Raw genomic sequence first — 19,019 nt, forward strand, 5'->3', positions numbered from 1 at the left:
CTGGTATATTTAATATAGGAAAATAAAACAGAAGGCGGGTTGGTTATATGGTTGAAGTGAATAAGTATGTTGTAGAAGGAAACCGTGAACTGGTAAAAATGATTATGCGTGACGATATTTACATTACGCGCAGATTGGCGAAACTGGAAAATGTTGAAACTGCGGTAATAAATAACTATTACGGACAAAAAGTTAAAGATATTATAGAGAACAAGGTAAGAAAAAACGGTAAGGGTCTATATAAAACAATACAAGATTGCATTGAAGAAGGTATTAAAGAGGATTTCAGCAGTGTACAGTCGAAATGTCTGCATGACCTACTGGAAAACAGTCTAGGTAAAGTAGATTACGCTGCGTTGGTACGAACGGTTAAGAAAGAGAACGAGCCATTACTGGTTTATGTTGAGATGGAAGATGGCGATGTTACTTCTGTTAGTTATTCAGATGATGTCATGCATGGTTGGGATAACAATTACGGATTTCAATATATGCTAACGAAAGAGAATGTTGAAGATTCTAATTACAAATTAGCATCGAAAGAGCAAATGAGGAAAGCAGTAGAGTTACTACAGAGATATAAAGTAAATAAGTTTCCACAAGAAAGCTAAGGAGGTAAAAGTACTGGGGAGCCAGTGCTTTTTTATTTTCAACTGTTGACCAAAATATAATAAAATGGTATAGTATAAGTAACAAATATTTACTAAGGAAGCGGGAGATAGTATGGCTGCTCAAATTACATTAGACGCAAAAGAGTTTAAACATACAGGTGTTTACAATGGTAACAAGTACGATACGTTACGGTTTAAAAGTGCGAGTAACGGGAGAATTTACTTTTTTACAGTTCAAAATGGTATGAGAATGAGTACGATGGCTAAACAGATGCAGCTTGAGGATGGGAAGGTCTTTGTATCGTTTGGGAAAGCAGGAAAAGCATATATCGGAACATATACTGAGGTTAATGATAAATAAGGAGGATGGCTACAGTGAATGAATTAACAACGGAAAAGAGATTTACTATATGTAAAGGGTTGGATTGTCTTATTGAAGCTAAAGAGTTTAAGATACTGCAGATTAAAGAGCGTACTGAAGAGGATTATGCTAACCGAAAGGATATTATAGCGATAACAAGTGGTCATTTTTCACTAGAGGAAGCCATATTGGATGATGTGTACAAAGTGAAGAAAGAGATTGATGAGCTAAAAGAGTTACGGAGAGAGATAGATAACGGAAGAAATCGGATATTGTTTGTACCTACTTACATTCAGTTACATCTAACAGGGACAGATAGATAGAGAGGGGAACTAATCGTGGCAAGAGTGACAAAGAAAACAATCGGAGAAAGTGTAATAGATATGTATCACAACTTAAAATTTATGGAGTATGTGTACAGGGAGGTGACTCATTCTCGGTTATTCTTCCATGAATATGAGGCAAGTAAAGGGTTTAAGTTCAGTTACTGGGGTCAAAAATTCTTAGGTAGTTTTGAGCATCCAAGCTCAGGTTATATTGCCGGGGATTTCGATAACAGTCATAAGCTTGCAGACTTAAAAGAGCGGTATGAAGTGGTGTGTAAGCTATATGAAGGCATGAAGTCTTTCTTTAAAGGGGCTGTAGAGGGAATTAATATAGATTGGGAAATGGCAAAAGAACGATATGAGTATCGAACAGGGCGTAAAGTTGAGGTATCGACACTAAAATAAGGGGGTTTGGTTATGATTATCTTTAATTATGGGAATAAGGTGGAGATTGATATCCTGCAGGATGGGGTGGTGCAGGTCAAGTCAGATGGGAGGGTGTTGAATGTATACTGCTCCAAGGTTAGCGGTGTGGCAGTAAAATCTGAGGATGTGTGGAAAATTGTAGGTCTTTGTGAGGAGCTTATTAATAGCAAGAAAGTGAAAGTTAGTTTCGGGCAGGTAAAAGATTATATTGTTGAAAATATAGCGTATAGGGTGGTTGAAATAAAGTAATTAGGAGGGGTCATATGGTTACGTGTAACGGGAATGCGGTTAAAGAGTTTAAACATACATCGCAGGTGCTTACAACAGGCGGAGAACTAACAGTACGTGCATTCTTAGCTGATTCAGATGGGGATACGGAATTGCAAGTAATGGCGTATGATGATTATGCTGAGGCGGATTTCTCGTTTAAAAAGACATTCTTTACGGTGGACGATTTTAGAGAGTGGTATCGTACGCTACATATTACGGATACGGTTCGTGTACAAGAGGTTATTTATTAAATAAACATTGGGGGAGATTATAGTGAATCCAGATATACATATTACAAAGAAAAAAGAAGATGGCACAACATTAGATATTCGTGTGACGATTAGAGATAATAAACTTTACATTTCTGATGTAGGTGTGAAGGCGAAAAGAAAACGAAATTTTACGTATATTGGTAACGGTAGATTATTTGATAACTATACATATCGCTCGTTAGATAAAGAAGGAAAACAGAGTATGAAGATGCGTATGCTTATTGAAGAATGTGGGGAGGATTTACTTCGAGAGGCGTTAAATGAGGCGTGGGAGAGTTTAAAACCTTCCGAGGTTAGTGTATGGTAGATAGTGTAGGCAGTCAAAGCATCGGGTTTCCGGTGCTTTTTCTTTTTAGCAACAAATTATTGACCAAAATATAATATTCTGGTATATTATAGACAAGGAAATAAAACAAAAGGAAATCAAAAACGAAATGAGAAAGAGGGAATCGGTTATGTTTACAGTTATCAATTTAAGTACACCAGTAAGTGAGTTACCAAATATGTTAGGAAATTGGGGCGAGATGCCGGAGGAAATTACGGAGCAGTTACTTGCTTGCGAGTATTTCATGTTTAGCGGGACTCAAGTAATAAATGTGTATAAAGATGATAAAATGGAATTTAGCTGCATGTATACGGAATTGCATGGTATTAAATTTCTTGAGAACGCATATAACCGTCAAAAGGTTGATATCTTCAGTGGAAGCTATGAATTTGACTTCTTTGGTTGGGCAGATAAATTAGATAAAGAAAGGTTTGTATATAAAGTAATCGGTGATAAAATCGAGACCTTTGATTCTGTTGATGACTTATTGCTTAAGTATAAAAAGATTGGGGTTATTACTTCTAAAAGCGTGAGACAGGAGTTACAGGGTCAACCTAGACTGGAGGGTCTTTTAGGGGCTATGCATGGCGGTATGTGCGATGGAAAGGTCGTTATTCGTTATGAAGTACCAAACGCAAAAAATATGTTTCCTGTTGAAGAGAAATAAAGGGAGGGTTTACTGTGGTTATTGTTGCTAAGGATGTTCCTGTAAATATTAGCGGTAAAGAGGTTAGAATTACTATTTATCGAAATAAGGAAGGAAATCTTGTTTTAGATGGTGTAGGTAGTGTGACACATGAAATGATAAACGATGAATTAATTTTAATGAGGTATGAAGACTAGGGCTGAAGGTTCAGCCCTCTATAAACATAATATATATATTGACTAAAATATAATAAACTGGTATATTGTAGGTACGGAAGTAAGACATTCGTTTATTGGAGGAATTACAATGAAGATTGAAAAGTGCAACAAGGATATAGATTGTACCTATATGAAAATGGTAAATGAGTCAACAACTCGGAAAGTAGTCAAAGAGTTCTACGAGGTAGTAAGGGATTAGTATAAGGTACTTGAAATCTAAAAGAAGATACAAAACCAAACGAAGAGGAGAATGAAACATGTTTAAAAAGAAATTAGTAGCAGGTATGGCGTTAGCATTATTGGTATCACCGTTTGGAGGTAGTTTTGCAAAGGCAGAAACGGGAGATAGTAAAAACGATGCAATTAAAAAGGATAATGTCGTACATGAGACTTGGTCTGAACCGGTATTTGTTAAAGGAAAGTCTTTAGATGATGCAAAATTATCACAGGTGAAGAAGGATTTAGAGGTTAAAGATAATTTCAAAACGTTAACAATGGACGGAAAGAAAATGATTGAGCTGCTTGGGGAGGGCGACCCTTCGTCAAATATTTATTCTAGTGTAGTTGTTCAAAAGACAGATAAGGGTGACGGGGTTAAAGTTGATATCAAAACACCTAAAAACATTACACGCATTACACAAGACCAGTACCGAAATGCGGCGCTTACAGCGGGTTTAACGGATGTAAATATTGAGGTGGCTTCTTCTGTCACAGCAACGGGTGAGGGCGCTCTAGCGGGCGTATACTATGCCTTTAAAGAAGAAGGTGTGGAACTTAACCAGAAAGATATGAAACTTGCACAAGATGAAGTGAAAATGCTAGGACAAATCAACGAGCAAAATAAAGAGAAAAAAGGTTTTACAGATGAGCAGTTAAACGTTGCAGTAGCTGATATGAAACAACAGATTGCTAAGTTGGATGAGAAGCAGAAAGAGCAGTTAACAAAAGAGCAGGTTGAAAAAATTGTAGATGAAAAAATCAAAGAACTAAAACTAGAGGATACAATTACAGGTACGCAAAAAGATACGATTGTTAATTTCATGTTTAACTTTAAAGATAGTAATATCGCAAATAGTGAAGAGTTTGTAAATCAGTTAGGTCAGTATAAGGATAGTGTGGTTAAGGGTGCGAAAGAGACATTCGGTAAAATTAAAGGATATATGGAGAGCGAAGAGGGTCAAGGCGTGTTAGAGGCTATTAAAACGTTCTTTGTGGATGTAGCACATGCTATTGGTAATTTCTTTTCAAACTTAACTAAGTAAGCAAATAAGGGTGTAAAAAGGCATTGGAGATTTCCAGTGTCTTCTTTTTATTAAAATATTGACTAAAATATAATAAACTGGTATACTTTATGTAATGAAACATATAAATTCTATCAATGGGGGATAAATTTATGAACATTGAAATGGTATATGATGGCGGTAGAGTAGTTGCTAGAGACGGAGAAGGAAATGAAGTTTACTATAGTAAGAAACGCAATGAGTTAGTGGTGTTGTTCGCTACGTTCAATGGTGTTATTTACGATAAAATACCTTTAGGGTGGAAACGTACAAAAAGAGGAGCGGTAAGTAAGGCGTTCTATAGTTGGTATGAACAGATGGACAAAGCGGTATATGTTAAGCATTATAAACAGGTGCAGGAATAAGAGGAGGGGTTATAATGGGTTACAGAATGTCGGTAGGTGGGGTTTATACGGTATTTAAGACAATTTGGGACTGGTTTCCGGTGTATTGTGCAAACGAGTTAAATTTGGATATAGATAGCTATCATGTGTCAGTTAAGTGGTCTGAGAAGAAATTAGCGGTAGGTATCTATGAGAACGGTACGAATAATTTACTTAAAGAAATTTATACAAATGAAGATATAACAAAGAATTTTGTAAAAGGTTCAGATGGTTTATATTACAATGCTGCTTGGAGTGGAAATGGTTCTGTTATCGTCGAGGACGGGCTAGGTTGGACAATTGAAAACGTTAGGGATTTTGTACTAGAGTTTTTAGTTATGGGTGAAGTAACTGAACATAACGAATATGAAAAGGTGTTTGATGATATCCGTTATTGTGTAAATTAAGTCTTCTATCAAAATAAGAATGGGGTGTGTAAGGGTGGAAACGAAGATGTATGTGGTAGGTAACGAGGTTGATGTAATTCGTGGGACGTTCCAAGGGGTGAAAGGGACGTTAGAGGGTGTAGATGATACACATATAAAGTTCCGGTGTTACGATGAAATCTTAGGGAAAGAGCTGGTTTTAAGGGAACGAAAAGAGTATTGCAGGGTTAAATAATAAAGGATAAAGTACTGATATTTTCAGTACTTTTTTATTTTAAATAACTATTGACTAAAATATAATAAACTGGTATATTAGCAGTAAGAAAAGAGTTAACAAATAACTTAAATGAGGGAGCGGACGAGATGACAAAAATGAGATATACACAAGCAGTAGTGAGGGCGGCGGACTTTTATAAAAAGGCAGGTTTAACAGAGGAGCAAATCGCCAATAGTCAAGCGGTTAAGGATATGGCTAAAAGGTGGAAACGAAAAGCTACTAAAATAGCGGCAGATATTATGTTTGTAAACACACCGAGGAAGAAATAAGGGTTAAATATATAAAACAAGTCATTAAATGGAGGAGACAAAATGAGTTATACATGGGAAAAAGAAAGTTTGGAAAAGTACGGTGAGGAAGCTACTGCGGGGTTAATTAAACAGCAACAAACATACGAAGAAAAGAAAAAGGATAACGACTGTGAGCATTGCGGGAAAGGAAATGAAGGTTCAATTATTGAGAGAAAGGATGGTACCCCGTTTATTATGCATTTCGGGTTATGGACGAGAGACCGATGTGGTTACTGTGGTAAAGCAGAAAAATAAAACATACAGGTAACGGGGGTTCTGAAGATGAAAAAGAAAAAATATCTAATGTTGGCGAGAAGAACGGACGGTTTATACACGCATATTGGTGAAAAAGTAGTTACTATTATTGGTTGCTTTGGTTTACGTGCAGAAATAAAAAAGACGTTCATTCAAAATGGTTGTAAGTGGTTTTTAGTTTTAAACCCCAAAGGGTCGGGGAAATATCTAGTATGTCATGAAAATGGGTTTTCGTTAGTGTTTGGGAATACGCAAAAGGAGGCGATTGCAAAGGCAAAAGATGTATTGGAGCAAAAAGGAGATAGGTTAGTTGATGGTGTAAAAGCTGCACAGAAGTATACAGAGCAAATAAAAATCTCAGTATTAAGTATGTAATGTACCGAGATGACCAGTACCTGGAGGGATTAAAATGAATATGACACGTGAAGAGGCTGAAATACGTAAGAAAGAATTAAACGATGAGTGTGATGAAGCTTCAAAAGCCTTGCAGATGTTTGAAAGGAATACTATGGGATTGGTTCCCGACCATGTGAGGGAGACACAGGATTATCAGGATGCCGATAAACGGTTTAAAGTGGCGTTTGCGAGGTTACGGGAGTTTAATGGTTGGTACGTTAAAGAGTTTAGGAAGAAACGTACTGGTGGTAAGCGCAAAAGCCGTGGGGGTACGATTGAGTAATAGGGAATAAGTAGAGACACCAGTCGTTTGGTGTCTTTTCGTTTATAACATTTTAATATTGACTAAAATATAAACAACTGGTATATTATAGGTAAGAAGTAAGGAAGAACAAAAATACACTGAGATGGGTGAGGGGACGTAATGAATACAGAGTGGTTAAAGCAGGCAACTATAAATTTATTCAGACTAAGTAAAGAGCAAGAGGACTTCAACAAAGCCCGTCTGGAGTGGGTGTATCGGGGTTTAGAGGATAACGAGTATTGTGATGCATCATGTGAGTTGTGTGGTCATGAGGAAATTAGGTACGAATATACGATTGTAAACAAGCTAAATAGCAATGTAATGGTTGTTGGTTCGGAATGTATTAAGAAATTTACGGATGATTTCAAAGATGATTTCTATGATACAGAAGGAAATCTTGTTACGGCAGCGAGGTTAACAAAAGATAAAACGGAGTATTTCAAGAGAATTTTGGCAGATGCGTTAGATGAAAGATTGCAAAGTTCAAATAATACATTTTATAAAAGTGTAGCAGATAAAATTAAAAAGGATGGGAAGCTTTCACCTAACCAGTTAAAGCACCTTCGGAATTTTTATCCTACACTTAGTGATATGGGGAAACGAGCGTTTAAGAGTGTGGTTAAGGTGAGCTTACGTAAAGAAAAAGACCAAGAGCAGATGGCTGCTTTACGTTGGTATGATTTACAGTTTGTTGCCCAGTTTATGTCGTCTGAACAACGCAAAAGATACAATGTAAAAGTTAAATAGAGTATAAAAGCGCCTTGTAATGGGGCGCTTTTTTGTTTGATAACACCTTCGACTTAGATATGCAGTAATGTTGGTATAATTCAGATAGATTGATGTAGAAGGGAATTGAGTAGTATGGCTGAAACAATTGAGAGCGTAGAAATAAGCGATGTAGCGGAGGAAAGGTTTAGTACGTACGCTAAGTATGCAATAACGAGTAGAGCGCTTCCTGATGTCCGGGATGGTTTGAAACCTGTACAGAGACGTATCCTGTACGCTATGAGTGTAAGTAAGAATACATATGATAGTAAATATAGAAAGTCTGCAAAGACGGTAGGAGAGGTAATCGGAAATTATCATCCACATGGAGATAGTTCGGTGTATGAGGCAATGGTACGTATGTCACAGCATTGGTCATTACGTATGCCCCTTATAGATATGCATGGTAATAATGGTTCGCTTGATGGAGATAGTCCCGCAGCAATGCGTTATACGGAGGCACGATTGAGTCAAATCGTAACGGATGGAATGACAAAGGGGCTTGAGAAGAACGGGTTAGTTGAGTTTGTCGATAACTTTGACGATACGGATAAAGAGCCTGTCGTATTCCCTGTGCATTTCCCTAACCTACTAGTGAACGGTTCTACTGGGATTAGTACAGCGTATGCGACAAACATCGCACCTCATAACTTGGGAGAGTTGATGGACGCTTGTATTCATTTAAGAAGAAACCCAAGTGCAACGGTTGAAGATTTAATGGAGTTTGTACCTGCTCCAGACTTCCCTACAGGTGGGGTTATTGTGGGAGCTTCTGGGCTAAAGAAGATGTATGAGACAGGTAAAGGAGACGTTAAATTCCGTGCAAAGTATCATATAGAGTCGGATAAGAAACGTCAATACATCGTGTTTGATGATATCCCTTATGAGATGAAAAAGGGAGCTATGGTTGATAAGTTAAAAGATATTGCGCAAGGTAAAGAAGTGGTAGGCATGCTTGATGCTCGCGATGAGTCCGGTCTTGAAAATGGTGAGCCTGTTAATCGGGTAGTTGTAGAATGCAGTAAGGATGCGGATTTGCAGGTTATTCTGGGTTATATTTTCTCTAAGACACCCATGCAAAAGAACTACAGCATGAATATGGTAGCGATTCGAGACGGGAAGCCAGTTCAATTAGGGTTAAAGGAGATACTTGTTGTATTTAACGATTTCCGTACCGAAACAAGACGTAAGGAACTTGCGCATGATAAAGATAAATGTGATAAACGTCTTCATATTGTAGAAGGGTTCTTAAAGTTAGCGGATATACTAGACGAGGTTATTCCGGTTATTCGAGAGTCTGATGGAAAAGCAGGTGCAAAGGCTGCAATTATCGAGAAATTCGGGTTCTCTTCTGAACAAGCAGAGGAAATTGTAATTATGCAGTTACACAGGTTATCACGTACAGATAAAGCTAAGTACGAAAAAGAAGAAGCAGACTTGTTAAAAAAACTTAAAGCATTAAATATTCTGCTTACAAACGATAAGAAGCTGAATGAACATATCATTAGACTTTATGAAAAGGTGAAGAATGAATTTGCTACGGAACGTCGCTCAGAGGTGATTATGGGTGAAGAGAGTTGGGATGTAGCAAAAACGGATATCATCAAAGAGGAAGATGTAGTGGTTAGCATTTCTAAAGGTGGTTATATCAAACGTTCTTCTCTACGAAGCTTCAACTCAACAGAGGTTAGTGGAATTGTAGAGGGCGATGAGGAAGTCTTTAGTGGTCAGGGAACAACAAAAGGTGTGTTCATGGTCTTTACGAATAAAGGTAATTATATGTATGTACCTATCCATGAAATTGAGGAATGTAAGTGGAAAGAGACAGGTAAGCATCTTGCAAACTATGGGGTAGATTTAGCCGATGGGGAGTATATGATAGGTGCGCTCATCGTAGATGTCGATGATATGGAAAAATACGTAGTAACAGCCAAAACAAATGGGTTAGTGAAACGTACAAAGGTAGTAGAGCATGAGGTGGCAAAGCGCTACTTTAGCTTATATACAGCGGTTAAAATTAAAGAAGATGAAGAAGTAACAAACGTGTGGTTGTTAGAAGATGATGGATTTATTGGATTCAAAGATAAGAAAGGTAAGTCTATGTATTTTGCAGTAGATGAAATTCCGGTGCATGGTATTAAAACAGGTGGTGTACGAGGTATTCATTTAGATGCAGGGGATACAGAAGTAGATGAGATTGTATGTACTATGACTGAGGAAGAAATGCCGGAGGGTTATCGACGCCGTGAACGTGGTAAAAAAGGGTACGCAGTACCTAAAGATAAATAGAGGTGAGTTGTAATGCGAGTAGATAAATTTATGGTAGGGGCGCAGCTGCAGCGAGGTAAAACAGGGCTAAACTGTTTAATCGACGTAATGGTGTACCGTAGGGGAGAGGGTTTTTTCCTCCGACCTACGGAGGAGTTGCCAGAGGATTACAGTTTCCATGATATTTCAAGAATGAATATCGATACGTTTTTCGATGAGACTAAAAAAGATAAGGATAACGGAGCGAGTTTAGGGTATCAAATCAACCGTGGGTTTGACGAGATACCTGTTACGATGCTTGGCTCGGATGCGTTACAGGACGGTTGTTTGCTTCGAATAAACGAGGTCGAGGATGAACTGTTCTTAGACGGAGAAACGTATGAGGATAATATTTACTACGCACGTATTGCTACGAAATTAGTAAAACGTGATAAGAAAGATGAGTTTCGTAGACCTACGGAAGATGATAAAGAAGACTACTGGGACTTGCATGAAGATGGTGCGTATATAGAGGCGGATGTTATCTATTTCCGCTCTTTACGTGAGTTACAGGAGAAGGAAACAGGCTTCAATGATAAACAAAGAGAAGTGTTCTCTGCTTTTGCAAGCAAGTTAAAGGAAAGTGAAGTAATTCAGAACGAGCTAAAGGGGTTAGTATCCGAGTTACTTACAGGGCTTACAGCAGAACTAGAGGTAGCACACGGATAAGAAAGGGTGGCTAGGTATGGCTAAACAGACGTATGGCGTAGGTTATGGGTTAAATGGTTCGGTAGAGCAAGGGTTTACAATGGATGCGGTAGCGGTTAAGGTGGGTGATACGTTTCAAGTAATGCCTACTATAGTAGTAGATAATAATCGAGCAAATGAAGATACGGTATTCTTAGAGCCTAATTTTTATTTCACAAAGAAAGGGTTAAAAAATAAGAATACAACATTTGCTTCTCATACGGTTAAACGTATTATTGATGACCGTGAGGTGTCTGTACTGGCTTGTGACGGTCTAAAGGATGGTAACTTTATTCACGTTGTAGAGGTAGATACAGATGATTTCCATAAAGGAGATGTTGAAAATAACCTCTACTTGGTTAGGGTGACTGCAAAACCGAAAAACCCTAACGAGGAGTGGTTAGAAAAAGGGGGATTCCGTTTAGTAGAGGAAGACTTCCAATTAGGATTCGGGGCGTTAAAAACACTTAAAGAGTTAAAGCCAAGTAAAGCGAAAAAGAACATGAAATCGCTAATGGTTACCCCTAAGTTTAAAAAAGCACTACGTGAGGATAAACAACTCCGACAATCGTTAGTGGAGTTAGTAGATGAGATTTTAGCGGGGGCTAGATTCGAGTTAAATAGTAAGGTAGAAACAACAGATTCTTTAGACGAATCTACTGAAAATAAAGTAACTGCTTGATAAGGAGGAGCCATTTTGTATGGCTCTTTTTTGTTAAGCTATAAGTAGTTAAAGGAAAGCACAAAACAAATTAAATCAATCGATGGGGGTTACATAATGGCGAAAGAAAAGTATTTTAGTATTTTAGGTTTACGTAAAGGAAAGCGTATTGAAACGATTGCAACGTTATCGAATAAGGCGTTAGCAAACTGGCATACGAATCACACGTTTGGAAACTTAGGGTATGACCGTTTAATTACAAAGCAGGTTGAAAATAAAGGGGACAAATTCATTCCGGACGCAGTGGCAAGCGATAAAAATAAATATCTACTTGTTGAGTTCTTAATGAGCGCATTCAACTGGGATGAAGTGAAAGCGGTTATGAGCGAAGGGACGTTACTGCAGTTCCATGAAAACGTGCTAGAGGGCGGAATTAAAAACGAAAAAGCGGTAGGTAAGCTTGGTGAGGTTGAGCTTGTATTTAGTGGCAGCGAAGATGACCTAACGGATGGTGAGGCTGAAACTACACTTGAGTTCGCTAAGTTAACTGCTGTACTTTCTGCGGATGAGGCAGTTCCTTACAGTAAAGTACAGGATGCGCTACAAAAAGCGATTCTTGAGCATGTACTGGGTGATGAGTCTGATGATTCAGACTCTCAGGATGACTTAGATGATGGGTCAGAAGAGGTAGAGCAAACAGAACAAGGGGAATCAGAGGATGATTTCTCTGACCTAGAGGATGCTGTTGAAGAGCCTGAGGTAAAAGAAGAGCCTAAAGCTAAAGAAACACCAAAGGCAGATAAGAAAAAAGAAGAGTCAAAGGTAAAAGCTGAGCCAAAGGCTAAAGAAGAGCCAGAAGTTAAAGAAGAGCCTGAGGTAAAAGAAGAACCAAAAGCGAAGGAAGAGCCAAAAGCGAAGGAAGAGCCAAAGGCTAAAGAAGAGCCAAAAGAGAAGGAAGCACCTAAAGCTGAGCCTAAAGCTAAAGAAGAGCCTAAAGAAGAGGATAACGCAGAAGACGGGGATGATTTTGCAGAGTTCGATGAGAACGATGATGAGTCTGCAGAAGAGTCTTCTAACGAGGAGGCTGCTGAAGAGAAAAAAGAAGCTGATGAGATTGACGACGATGCCTTCGATGTAGAGGATTTTGCTGAGGAAAACGAAGCAGAGCAGGAAGTGGCAGCATCTACAGAGGATGACGATGCATTATCTGAGTTTGATGACGAAGATGGTGATGATGGCGCTGAGGAAAACAAAGAAAACGATGATGACGATATCGATGACTTTGATGTGGATGATGCAATCGCAAACCTGTAAAGGTTAAGGGAAAGTAACGAAAAAGGGAAAAGGTGAAAAGCAGACATAAAGAAAGTGTCTGCTTTTCATTTTGATTTTTGGAGGTTACATGATGTTAGAAACACAAAATAATTTAGCGTTCGATGAGAAGGGCGATATGGACGTAGGGTTTGGTGAGGAGTATCGAAAGAGACAAAACACGGATACGTATTTCACGCCTACGACAATTCGGTCAGATGAGCGATTAAATAAGCTTGCTGATGTAATTTTAAACGATGCAATTGAGAATAGGGCGAAGGACGTTCATATCAATCAGTGGTCTGGTTACGGTGTGGTGGAGTTTCGTGTAGGTAGGGAGATAATTCCGGTACGTAAGATACATAAATACGCAGTAGATGGGTTAATTACAGTCTTACGTAACCGTGCTGAGGTATCACTTGAAAATATACATGAATTAGAAATAAGCGGTAGGATGACGCATAGATTTGGACCAAATGATTACGATATTCGTGCGTCGTTTGTACCTGCAATAAACGGACAATCGGCTGTGTTGCGTATTTTGTATGCTAACACACTAACTGGAAGCTTAGATAAGTTAGGGCTTCCAGATGACGTAGCACTGGAGATGAAGCGTGTCCTTAACTTAAAAGAGGGGATGATTATCCTTTCTGGGGGTACGGGTTCGGGTAAAACAACTACCTTGTACACGGCAATCCATACCATTATGGAGTTGTATAGAAGAACGAAGAAGGTATTCGCAATTGAAAATCCTGTAGAGTACCGGGTAGATGGTGTAACGCAGATAAGTACAGACGATTTGCGTGGGGTTACGTTTGGGAGTGCCTTAAAATCTGTTTTACGTTCCGACCCCGATGTTATCCTGCTTGGAGAGGTTAATGATGAGGGGACAGCGGCAGCAGCGGTACGTGCAGCAACTACCGGGCATTTAATGTTAACGACGTTACATGCCAACAATACGCTTGAGGTACGAAATGCGTTAAAGCAACTTGGGGCAAGTCCATTAGATTTAGGTACAGCGCTAAAGTTGGTCTTATATCAAACGCTACAAGACAAGCTATGTGAACATTGTAGAGAAGAATATGTACTTACGGCTAAAGATAAAGGTTGGATAGATTCTAAACTTCGAACAACGAAACAACTTGTTGTGGTGTATAAAAAGAATCCAGACGGATGTAAGTATTGTAATCACCAAGGAACAGATGGTCAGGTTTTGCTTGTTGAGATGCTTGGAGCAAATAGAACCTATAACAGAGGTGTCGATGAAGCTCAGGGGGACATTTATAAACTGCAAGACTATCTATTGGAGACGGAAGGGTCTAAGTATTACCCGCTCGAGTGGGATGTGTTTCAGCATTTAGAGAAAGGGAATATCGATATGGACACGGCGTATCACTTAATTGATTAGGAGGAAAACGGATGCTATCAGAATTTTTTGTGTGGCATGGGTACTTCGGAGCATGGTTTCTTATGTATCTGGTGTATGCGATGTACATGTCCGGGTTAATGAATGATACATGGTTAAGGAGAGGTAAGAAGATACAGGGACATATGCAGAGGTTATATGGGGCTGCTACGGTCAATACGCTACTAGCAATTGTGTTGGTTATGTATACAACGCTTCAGTTCTTTTTGGAGGCTTCTATGTTCCTTGTGGCAATCGGAGCGTTCATTACCGTGTTTATCGCTTTCAGTACGTTAATCGTTATGAGGGATGCTGAGGTAGAAGTAAGGAAGTTGGATGATTTTGTACCTGTGCAGGTGCATGCGGAGAAAGATGTGCGTGTAGATAAGCAGAAACGGCTCTCTGTGCTATTTAAAGTTTCTATATGGGTAATTGCAGGTATTTACTTCTATATGGCGTTAGACGGCGTAGGAGCGGTTCGTTTCACTGAAAATGTCTTGCCGAGACGAGCGCCAATTTACTTGTTCCTTTGTTGGGAATGGTTAAAAGTAGTATTTATGGTGGCATTGAACTTTATCCCGTACTTCATTGTACGTAAACACACTAATATTTATAAAAGTTATGTAGAGGAGATAGGTAAAAATGGGAATCAACTTAGAGGGGCTTAAGGCATTAGATGTAGGTGTAGTAGAAAAGGTCTTAGAGGCTGCGGAATTATTGAAGATGTTAGAGGTTCCGAATGGAAAGGTTCGAGGGTTTGAGGTTGTAGACGATGGCTATATGCAACATAAAGAGGTGCATACAAAGTTACCGTATAAAGGTTCTGAGAAAGCGGCTGCTTTTGATTTCTTCTCAAAGGAAGATGTAGAGCTTAAGGTTGGGGAGCAGTACACGTTTGTTACGGATATTAAAGCGTACATGTTAGAGGATGAGGTACTTTCGATATATCCTCGTAGCGGTCATGGTACAAAGCATAGGTTAATGCTTGCAAATACTACGGGTATTATCGATATGGATTATTATTATAACGAAAAAACAGGCGGTAACATTGCAATCACACTATACAACAACGGTAAGGAAGATTACTTTATCCAACAGGGTGAACGTATTGCGCAGGCTATCTTCTCTAAGAAATTAGATGCGGACGAGAATACATATACTGGTGGAGATAAGAAACGTGTTGGCGGACATGGGTCGAGTGGAAAGTTCTAAAGAGGGGGATAACCCCTCTTTTTTGATGTCAGTAAAGAGAGATAGGAGTGATAGGAGGTTTTTACATGTCTAGGAGATTTAATTACAACGCAGTGGTGGAGTTATACAAATTAGGGTATACAGTAAAAGATGTGGCTACGGTTTTTGATTCTACTGCGAGTTATGTTACGAGAATCCTTAAAAAAGAGGAGATAGAGTTACGCCCTGTAAATATGGTTAAAGTACCAGTTTCGTACGAGAGGTTTAGTTTGGAGCTTCAAACTGCAATCGATGAGGTAGGTGGCGGGGCAAGTCTTAGAATGGCTAAAATATCAGGTATTTATAAAAATCTATATCTTGGATTTCAAGAGGGAAACGTGATTGAGAATAAAAGCAGGGATACAAAGATAGGAAAACGTAAAAAGGCACAATAGGATATTCGGGTATATTTAGCGTAAGAAGAGTATAGGATTTCCTATACTTCTTTTTTGTGTATAGAGAGACAGGTTTCTGGGATAGTGGGTATACGATAAGGTAATGAAGATAGGAGGATGTTACATGGCACGTAAATTAAACTATAAACTCATAGCAGGTCTATATAATGCCGGATATTCACAGGGGGATATTGCATACATATTTCAGTCGGTATCTGGACATATCTCAAAGGTGTTAAAGGCAGAAGGGGTGCAAATACGTCCTAGAGGGGTTAAGGTAAAACCACCTACGTATGCAAAGTTCCCGGCATCTTGGAAAACAGCGTTAGGGGACGATGAGACACGTAAACGAGCGCATGAAGTATCTGAGGCGCATAAGCAAAAGGAAAAAGGTAAACAAAAACAAGCTGCTACTAAGAAAGTAGAGACGGTAAAAGCTGCAGCGAAGGTTGCTGAGCCTAAAAAAGAGGATACAAAAACTAAAGTCGTGTCAGAAAAGAAAACAGCGCCTAAAAAGAAAGTTGCGGATTTAACAAATGAAGATGTGAAAAGCATGTCAATACAGTTATTAGAGGATTGGGTTAAAAATACACCGCTTAAAGGGGTTCAGTTTACACAAAAAAGTAGCTTATCTGGAGAGTATGGTGCAGTATCTAGTTCGGTAACAGTTGAAGCGGGATATCGTGAGACTAAGGACGTGTTCTTGTGGATTACAGAAAGGAATGTAGGGGATTATCACGATATTAGTTGTATCGATAGAGATAACGATGAGTTCCCGATGGAAGTACAGGCGATGGATGCTATCTATGATGCGTACTCGGTTATTGATTCTACGTACTGCAAAAACTTGGATAAGGTGGAGAAGTACGGTGAGAAACGTGCAAAGGACTTAATGAAGAAGTACCCAAAACTTGATGTAAGATATAGCGTAGATGGTACAAAAGACCGTTTATATGCAAGTGTGAGCGTAAGCGTTAAGAAATAAATAGTAGGAAATTGGGTGTGGGGTAACTCACACCTTTTTCTTATGGAGAATACAAGAAGTTAGATAGTCAGTATATGAGGTATTAAGAAAATATAGAGGTGATGGGTTTGACACGTAAGCATGATTACAAGTTGATAGGGTTTTTATATAAAGCAGGGTACTCGCAGGGAGCTATTGCTGACGTATTCGGTTCGGTATCTGGGCATATTTCAAAAGTACTTAAGAAAGAGGGAGTACCAAGCCGACCAAGGGGTCAGAAAGTTGTCCCTGTGCCTTGCGAGAAGTTCCCTGCTCCGGTTAGAAAAGCAATTGAGGAGGCAGGGCTAGCAACAAGAGTTAAAAAGGTATCTGATGCATGTAAACAACCGGGTAAGAAACCGACGGTGGGTGTACCTAAGCAACAACCAAAAGTAAGTCCTAAAGATGTAACGAAGGGTAAAGAGACTGAAAAGAAAAAGGAAGATAAAAAACAAAAAGATGTAAATAAAGAGGGTAAAGGAGTTAAAAAAGGTAAAGCGGATGTAAGTGAAATCGCTAAAAAGTTATTAGATAACTGGATTGAAAACACTGATTTGAAATATATCAAGTTAAACCCGATACAGGTAGGAGCTGCAGGAACAGGGGGAGTAAAGGTTTCTACAGGTGCGGGTTGGGATGAAACAAGAAAAAGATTCTTGTGGATTGATGAACGAAATATCTTCAATTACCATAACTACGATGAGTTATACAGACAGGCAGATGTGGGTGCGGAGTTCGATGCAGAAACTGCAATGCTAACGCTATATGATGGGGATGAGGCGGTAGACCCTAAGTTTTGTAAGACAATGCGAGGGATTTTGAACTATGGTAAGAAGTTAAACGATGCGGTCAGTAAGAAAAACCCTACATACTCGTTTGATTTCATAGCTGAGGGCGTGGATGGGAACTTGTACGTCGATGTAATCGTTAATGAAAAAGCTAAATAGATTCTAGATAAGGTACGGGTAGACTGTACCTTTTTCTTATGGAGAACAGAGACAGTTAGATAGTTGGTATAGGTAGTAAAGATAAAATTTAGAGGTGAGTATTTTGACACGAAAACATGACTACAAACTAATAGCGTATTTATATAAAGCAGGGTATTCGCAAGGGGATATTGCGGCTGTATTCGGTTCAGTATCTGGACATATTTCAAAAGTTCTTAAGAAAGAGGGAGTGGCTGCGAGACCTCGAGGTCAAAAGGTTGTCCCTGTTCCTTATGAAAAGTTCCCAGATGCGGTTCAGAAAGCTGTACTGGAGGCAGGAATTGCTGCGAGAGTGCAGAAGGTTTCCGAGGTGCGTAAAGGTACGGGAGCTGCAGTAAAAGGAGGTAGTAACAAAGAGGTTAAAGGAAATACAGGGTGGTCTGAATCGAAGAAGAAAGAAGCTCGGGAGTATCTGATGGTGTATCTATATAAGGCAGGGTACTCGGTAAGGGCTGTGGAGATTTTAACAGAGACCAAAAATGGTGAAAAAGTACTAGATAAATACCAAGTATCCCGACGCAAGGAAGATGTAGAGGATTCAAAACTGACACCGTATACTGATTTTCCGGATAAGGTTAAGAAAATTATCGATGTGTTGGGTCTTACGGATTGGATAAAAAAGAGTACACAATTAAGAATCACTGGGAAATTACCTGAGAAGAAAGGTAAGGATGAAGAAAAGAAAATGATAAGGTACAACCCGGATGGGTTAGAGCAAAGGCGTATGGAGCGGTACGAAGAGGAAAGAAAACAGCGTGAGGCGGAACGAAAACTAGAATCCGAAAAAGAAAGAATGCGCCGTGGAACATTGAGTAAGGAAGATGAGGAAAAGATAGTAAAGCAACTGTTAGAGGGTTGGATAGACTATACGAGGTTGTCCAAAATAGATTTGAGTGAGGTTAAAACAGAGGTTACAGGTACTGGAGTTAGGGTAAGTAGACAAAGTAAAGCATCTAAAGATAATCAGTTTAGATGGATAAACGGTGATAACATTCATGAGTATTATGATGCGAAGAATTTAGGCGGGAAAACGGGTAAGGATGCAGTAAGTTATGTGTATGGTAAGGACGTAGAGTCAATTATTGACCCGAAAATTTCTCAGGAGTTTCATAGTGCTGTTGGTCTTGGTGAAAGTATTAAAAAGGATATGGTGAAACGCTATGGGGTTTATAACTGGGATTTAGAACTGAGTGGTGTAAATGGAGTACTTGAGGTTTCAGTAGCTGTATCTAAGTAATTAAATTTG

General features: G+C 39.0%; 29 protein-coding genes. All 29 read left to right on the plus strand.

Going from position 1 to position 19,019, the window contains the following annotated elements; genetic code table 11:
- Positions 1 to 47 precede the first annotated feature (47 nt).
- A complete protein-coding gene (locus ACTFR8_RS22410) occupies positions 48 to 608 on the plus strand; it encodes a hypothetical protein (protein ID WP_440027945.1) in 561 nt (186 codons plus the stop codon).
- Between the two features lie 112 nt (positions 609 to 720).
- Positions 721 to 969 carry a hypothetical protein gene (locus ACTFR8_RS22415; protein WP_440027948.1) on the plus strand — a complete coding sequence of 83 codons (249 nt, stop codon included), beginning with the start codon at positions 721 to 723 and terminating at the stop codon, positions 967 to 969.
- A gap of 14 nt (positions 970 to 983) precedes the next feature.
- Positions 984 to 1,292 (plus strand): hypothetical protein, encoded by a 309-nt coding sequence (locus tag ACTFR8_RS22420; RefSeq protein ID WP_440027950.1) that lies wholly within the window; start codon positions 984 to 986, stop codon positions 1,290 to 1,292.
- Between the two features lie 15 nt (positions 1,293 to 1,307).
- Positions 1,308 to 1,700, plus strand: a complete 393-nt coding sequence (locus tag ACTFR8_RS22425) for a hypothetical protein (protein ID WP_440027952.1) — start codon at positions 1,308 to 1,310, stop codon at positions 1,698 to 1,700.
- A gap of 12 nt (positions 1,701 to 1,712) precedes the next feature.
- Positions 1,713 to 1,970, plus strand: coding sequence for a hypothetical protein (locus ACTFR8_RS22430; RefSeq protein WP_221660268.1), 258 nt, complete (start codon positions 1,713 to 1,715; stop codon positions 1,968 to 1,970).
- Positions 1,971 to 1,984: 14 nt separating this feature from the next.
- A complete protein-coding gene (locus tag ACTFR8_RS22435) occupies positions 1,985 to 2,242 on the plus strand; it encodes a hypothetical protein (protein WP_221660269.1) in 258 nt (85 codons plus the stop codon).
- Between the two features lie 22 nt (positions 2,243 to 2,264).
- The gene (locus tag ACTFR8_RS22440) at positions 2,265 to 2,570 is read left to right on the plus strand and encodes a hypothetical protein (protein ID WP_221660270.1); all 306 of its coding nucleotides are present in this window, start codon (positions 2,265 to 2,267) and stop codon (positions 2,568 to 2,570) included.
- A gap of 148 nt (positions 2,571 to 2,718) precedes the next feature.
- The gene (locus tag ACTFR8_RS22445; RefSeq protein ID WP_440027955.1) at positions 2,719 to 3,255 is read left to right on the plus strand and encodes a hypothetical protein; all 537 of its coding nucleotides are present in this window, start codon (positions 2,719 to 2,721) and stop codon (positions 3,253 to 3,255) included.
- A 14-nt stretch (positions 3,256 to 3,269) separates the two neighbouring features.
- Positions 3,270 to 3,431, plus strand: coding sequence for a hypothetical protein (locus ACTFR8_RS22450; protein WP_221660272.1), 162 nt, complete (start codon positions 3,270 to 3,272; stop codon positions 3,429 to 3,431).
- Between the two features lie 278 nt (positions 3,432 to 3,709).
- On the plus strand, positions 3,710 to 4,714 hold the full coding sequence (locus tag ACTFR8_RS22455; RefSeq protein ID WP_440027958.1) for a DUF1002 domain-containing protein: 1,005 nt from the start codon (positions 3,710 to 3,712) through the stop codon (positions 4,712 to 4,714).
- Between the two features lie 131 nt (positions 4,715 to 4,845).
- Complete coding sequence (locus tag ACTFR8_RS22460; RefSeq protein ID WP_221660273.1) at positions 4,846 to 5,097, plus strand: hypothetical protein; 252 nt, start codon at positions 4,846 to 4,848, stop codon at positions 5,095 to 5,097.
- A 14-nt stretch (positions 5,098 to 5,111) separates the two neighbouring features.
- Complete coding sequence (locus ACTFR8_RS22465; protein ID WP_221660274.1) at positions 5,112 to 5,522, plus strand: hypothetical protein; 411 nt, start codon at positions 5,112 to 5,114, stop codon at positions 5,520 to 5,522.
- A 34-nt stretch (positions 5,523 to 5,556) separates the two neighbouring features.
- Positions 5,557 to 5,736, plus strand: coding sequence for a hypothetical protein (locus ACTFR8_RS22470; protein ID WP_221660275.1), 180 nt, complete (start codon positions 5,557 to 5,559; stop codon positions 5,734 to 5,736).
- A 128-nt stretch (positions 5,737 to 5,864) separates the two neighbouring features.
- Positions 5,865 to 6,047 carry a hypothetical protein gene (locus ACTFR8_RS22475; protein ID WP_221660276.1) on the plus strand — a complete coding sequence of 61 codons (183 nt, stop codon included), beginning with the start codon at positions 5,865 to 5,867 and terminating at the stop codon, positions 6,045 to 6,047.
- Between the two features lie 42 nt (positions 6,048 to 6,089).
- On the plus strand, positions 6,090 to 6,323 hold the full coding sequence (locus tag ACTFR8_RS22480) for a hypothetical protein (protein WP_221660277.1): 234 nt from the start codon (positions 6,090 to 6,092) through the stop codon (positions 6,321 to 6,323).
- A gap of 27 nt (positions 6,324 to 6,350) precedes the next feature.
- Positions 6,351 to 6,698, plus strand: coding sequence for a hypothetical protein (locus ACTFR8_RS22485; RefSeq protein WP_221660278.1), 348 nt, complete (start codon positions 6,351 to 6,353; stop codon positions 6,696 to 6,698).
- A 34-nt stretch (positions 6,699 to 6,732) separates the two neighbouring features.
- Positions 6,733 to 7,002 (plus strand): hypothetical protein, encoded by a 270-nt coding sequence (locus tag ACTFR8_RS22490; protein ID WP_221660279.1) that lies wholly within the window; start codon positions 6,733 to 6,735, stop codon positions 7,000 to 7,002.
- Positions 7,003 to 7,143: 141 nt separating this feature from the next.
- Complete coding sequence (locus tag ACTFR8_RS22495) at positions 7,144 to 7,770, plus strand: hypothetical protein (protein WP_260459664.1); 627 nt, start codon at positions 7,144 to 7,146, stop codon at positions 7,768 to 7,770.
- A 114-nt stretch (positions 7,771 to 7,884) separates the two neighbouring features.
- Complete coding sequence (locus ACTFR8_RS22500) at positions 7,885 to 10,077, plus strand: DNA gyrase/topoisomerase IV subunit A (RefSeq protein WP_440027964.1); 2,193 nt, start codon at positions 7,885 to 7,887, stop codon at positions 10,075 to 10,077.
- Between the two features lie 12 nt (positions 10,078 to 10,089).
- Entirely contained in the window at positions 10,090 to 10,764 is a 675-nt protein-coding gene (locus ACTFR8_RS22505) for a hypothetical protein (protein ID WP_440027967.1), read from the plus strand.
- A gap of 16 nt (positions 10,765 to 10,780) precedes the next feature.
- Positions 10,781 to 11,464: a hypothetical protein gene (locus tag ACTFR8_RS22510; protein WP_440027970.1), complete on the plus strand. Its 684-nt coding sequence runs from the start codon at positions 10,781 to 10,783 to the stop codon at positions 11,462 to 11,464.
- Positions 11,465 to 11,560: 96 nt separating this feature from the next.
- Positions 11,561 to 12,757, plus strand: coding sequence for a hypothetical protein (locus ACTFR8_RS22515; RefSeq protein WP_440027973.1), 1,197 nt, complete (start codon positions 11,561 to 11,563; stop codon positions 12,755 to 12,757).
- A 91-nt stretch (positions 12,758 to 12,848) separates the two neighbouring features.
- Complete coding sequence (locus tag ACTFR8_RS22520) at positions 12,849 to 14,162, plus strand: GspE/PulE family protein (protein WP_440027976.1); 1,314 nt, start codon at positions 12,849 to 12,851, stop codon at positions 14,160 to 14,162.
- Positions 14,163 to 14,173: 11 nt separating this feature from the next.
- Complete coding sequence (locus ACTFR8_RS22525; RefSeq protein WP_221660285.1) at positions 14,174 to 14,827, plus strand: hypothetical protein; 654 nt, start codon at positions 14,174 to 14,176, stop codon at positions 14,825 to 14,827.
- On the plus strand, positions 14,802 to 15,371 hold the full coding sequence (locus ACTFR8_RS22530) for a dUTPase (RefSeq protein WP_440027978.1): 570 nt from the start codon (positions 14,802 to 14,804) through the stop codon (positions 15,369 to 15,371). The genes ACTFR8_RS22525 and ACTFR8_RS22530 overlap by 26 nt, the downstream gene beginning before the upstream one ends.
- 65 nt (positions 15,372 to 15,436) lie before the next feature.
- Positions 15,437 to 15,784, plus strand: a complete 348-nt coding sequence (locus tag ACTFR8_RS22535) for a hypothetical protein (RefSeq protein ID WP_440027980.1) — start codon at positions 15,437 to 15,439, stop codon at positions 15,782 to 15,784.
- A gap of 124 nt (positions 15,785 to 15,908) precedes the next feature.
- A complete protein-coding gene (locus tag ACTFR8_RS22540) occupies positions 15,909 to 16,769 on the plus strand; it encodes a hypothetical protein (RefSeq protein ID WP_440027982.1) in 861 nt (286 codons plus the stop codon).
- Between the two features lie 107 nt (positions 16,770 to 16,876).
- The gene (locus ACTFR8_RS22545) at positions 16,877 to 17,734 is read left to right on the plus strand and encodes a hypothetical protein (protein ID WP_440027984.1); all 858 of its coding nucleotides are present in this window, start codon (positions 16,877 to 16,879) and stop codon (positions 17,732 to 17,734) included.
- A 103-nt stretch (positions 17,735 to 17,837) separates the two neighbouring features.
- Positions 17,838 to 19,010 (plus strand): hypothetical protein, encoded by a 1,173-nt coding sequence (locus ACTFR8_RS22550; protein ID WP_440027986.1) that lies wholly within the window; start codon positions 17,838 to 17,840, stop codon positions 19,008 to 19,010.
- Positions 19,011 to 19,019: the final 9 nt, after the last annotated feature.

It is taken from the genome of Bacillus cereus group sp. MYBK15-3 (assembly GCF_051916765.1).
GTDB lineage: Bacteria > Bacillota > Bacilli > Bacillales > Bacillaceae_G > Bacillus_A > Bacillus_A cereus.

Coding starts and splice junctions, on each gene's coding strand:
- ACTFR8_RS22410 (WP_440027945.1), top strand. CDS start 48: ATGGTTGAAGTGAATAAGTATGTTGTAGAAGGAAACCGTGAACTGGTA.
- ACTFR8_RS22415 (WP_440027948.1), top strand. CDS start 721: ATGGCTGCTCAAATTACATTAGACGCAAAAGAGTTTAAACATACAGGT.
- ACTFR8_RS22430 (WP_221660268.1), top strand. CDS start 1,713: ATGATTATCTTTAATTATGGGAATAAGGTGGAGATTGATATCCTGCAG.
- ACTFR8_RS22435 (WP_221660269.1), top strand. CDS start 1,985: ATGGTTACGTGTAACGGGAATGCGGTTAAAGAGTTTAAACATACATCG.
- ACTFR8_RS22445 (WP_440027955.1), top strand. CDS start 2,719: ATGTTTACAGTTATCAATTTAAGTACACCAGTAAGTGAGTTACCAAAT.
- ACTFR8_RS22455 (WP_440027958.1), top strand. CDS start 3,710: ATGTTTAAAAAGAAATTAGTAGCAGGTATGGCGTTAGCATTATTGGTA.
- ACTFR8_RS22460 (WP_221660273.1), top strand. CDS start 4,846: ATGAACATTGAAATGGTATATGATGGCGGTAGAGTAGTTGCTAGAGAC.
- ACTFR8_RS22465 (WP_221660274.1), top strand. CDS start 5,112: ATGGGTTACAGAATGTCGGTAGGTGGGGTTTATACGGTATTTAAGACA.
- ACTFR8_RS22475 (WP_221660276.1), top strand. CDS start 5,865: ATGACAAAAATGAGATATACACAAGCAGTAGTGAGGGCGGCGGACTTT.
- ACTFR8_RS22480 (WP_221660277.1), top strand. CDS start 6,090: ATGAGTTATACATGGGAAAAAGAAAGTTTGGAAAAGTACGGTGAGGAA.
- ACTFR8_RS22485 (WP_221660278.1), top strand. CDS start 6,351: ATGAAAAAGAAAAAATATCTAATGTTGGCGAGAAGAACGGACGGTTTA.
- ACTFR8_RS22490 (WP_221660279.1), top strand. CDS start 6,733: ATGAATATGACACGTGAAGAGGCTGAAATACGTAAGAAAGAATTAAAC.
- ACTFR8_RS22495 (WP_260459664.1), top strand. CDS start 7,144: ATGAATACAGAGTGGTTAAAGCAGGCAACTATAAATTTATTCAGACTA.
- ACTFR8_RS22500 (WP_440027964.1), top strand. CDS start 7,885: ATGGCTGAAACAATTGAGAGCGTAGAAATAAGCGATGTAGCGGAGGAA.
- ACTFR8_RS22505 (WP_440027967.1), top strand. CDS start 10,090: ATGCGAGTAGATAAATTTATGGTAGGGGCGCAGCTGCAGCGAGGTAAA.
- ACTFR8_RS22510 (WP_440027970.1), top strand. CDS start 10,781: ATGGCTAAACAGACGTATGGCGTAGGTTATGGGTTAAATGGTTCGGTA.
- ACTFR8_RS22515 (WP_440027973.1), top strand. CDS start 11,561: ATGGCGAAAGAAAAGTATTTTAGTATTTTAGGTTTACGTAAAGGAAAG.
- ACTFR8_RS22520 (WP_440027976.1), top strand. CDS start 12,849: ATGTTAGAAACACAAAATAATTTAGCGTTCGATGAGAAGGGCGATATG.
- ACTFR8_RS22525 (WP_221660285.1), top strand. CDS start 14,174: ATGCTATCAGAATTTTTTGTGTGGCATGGGTACTTCGGAGCATGGTTT.
- ACTFR8_RS22530 (WP_440027978.1), top strand. CDS start 14,802: ATGGGAATCAACTTAGAGGGGCTTAAGGCATTAGATGTAGGTGTAGTA.
- ACTFR8_RS22535 (WP_440027980.1), top strand. CDS start 15,437: ATGTCTAGGAGATTTAATTACAACGCAGTGGTGGAGTTATACAAATTA.
- ACTFR8_RS22540 (WP_440027982.1), top strand. CDS start 15,909: ATGGCACGTAAATTAAACTATAAACTCATAGCAGGTCTATATAATGCC.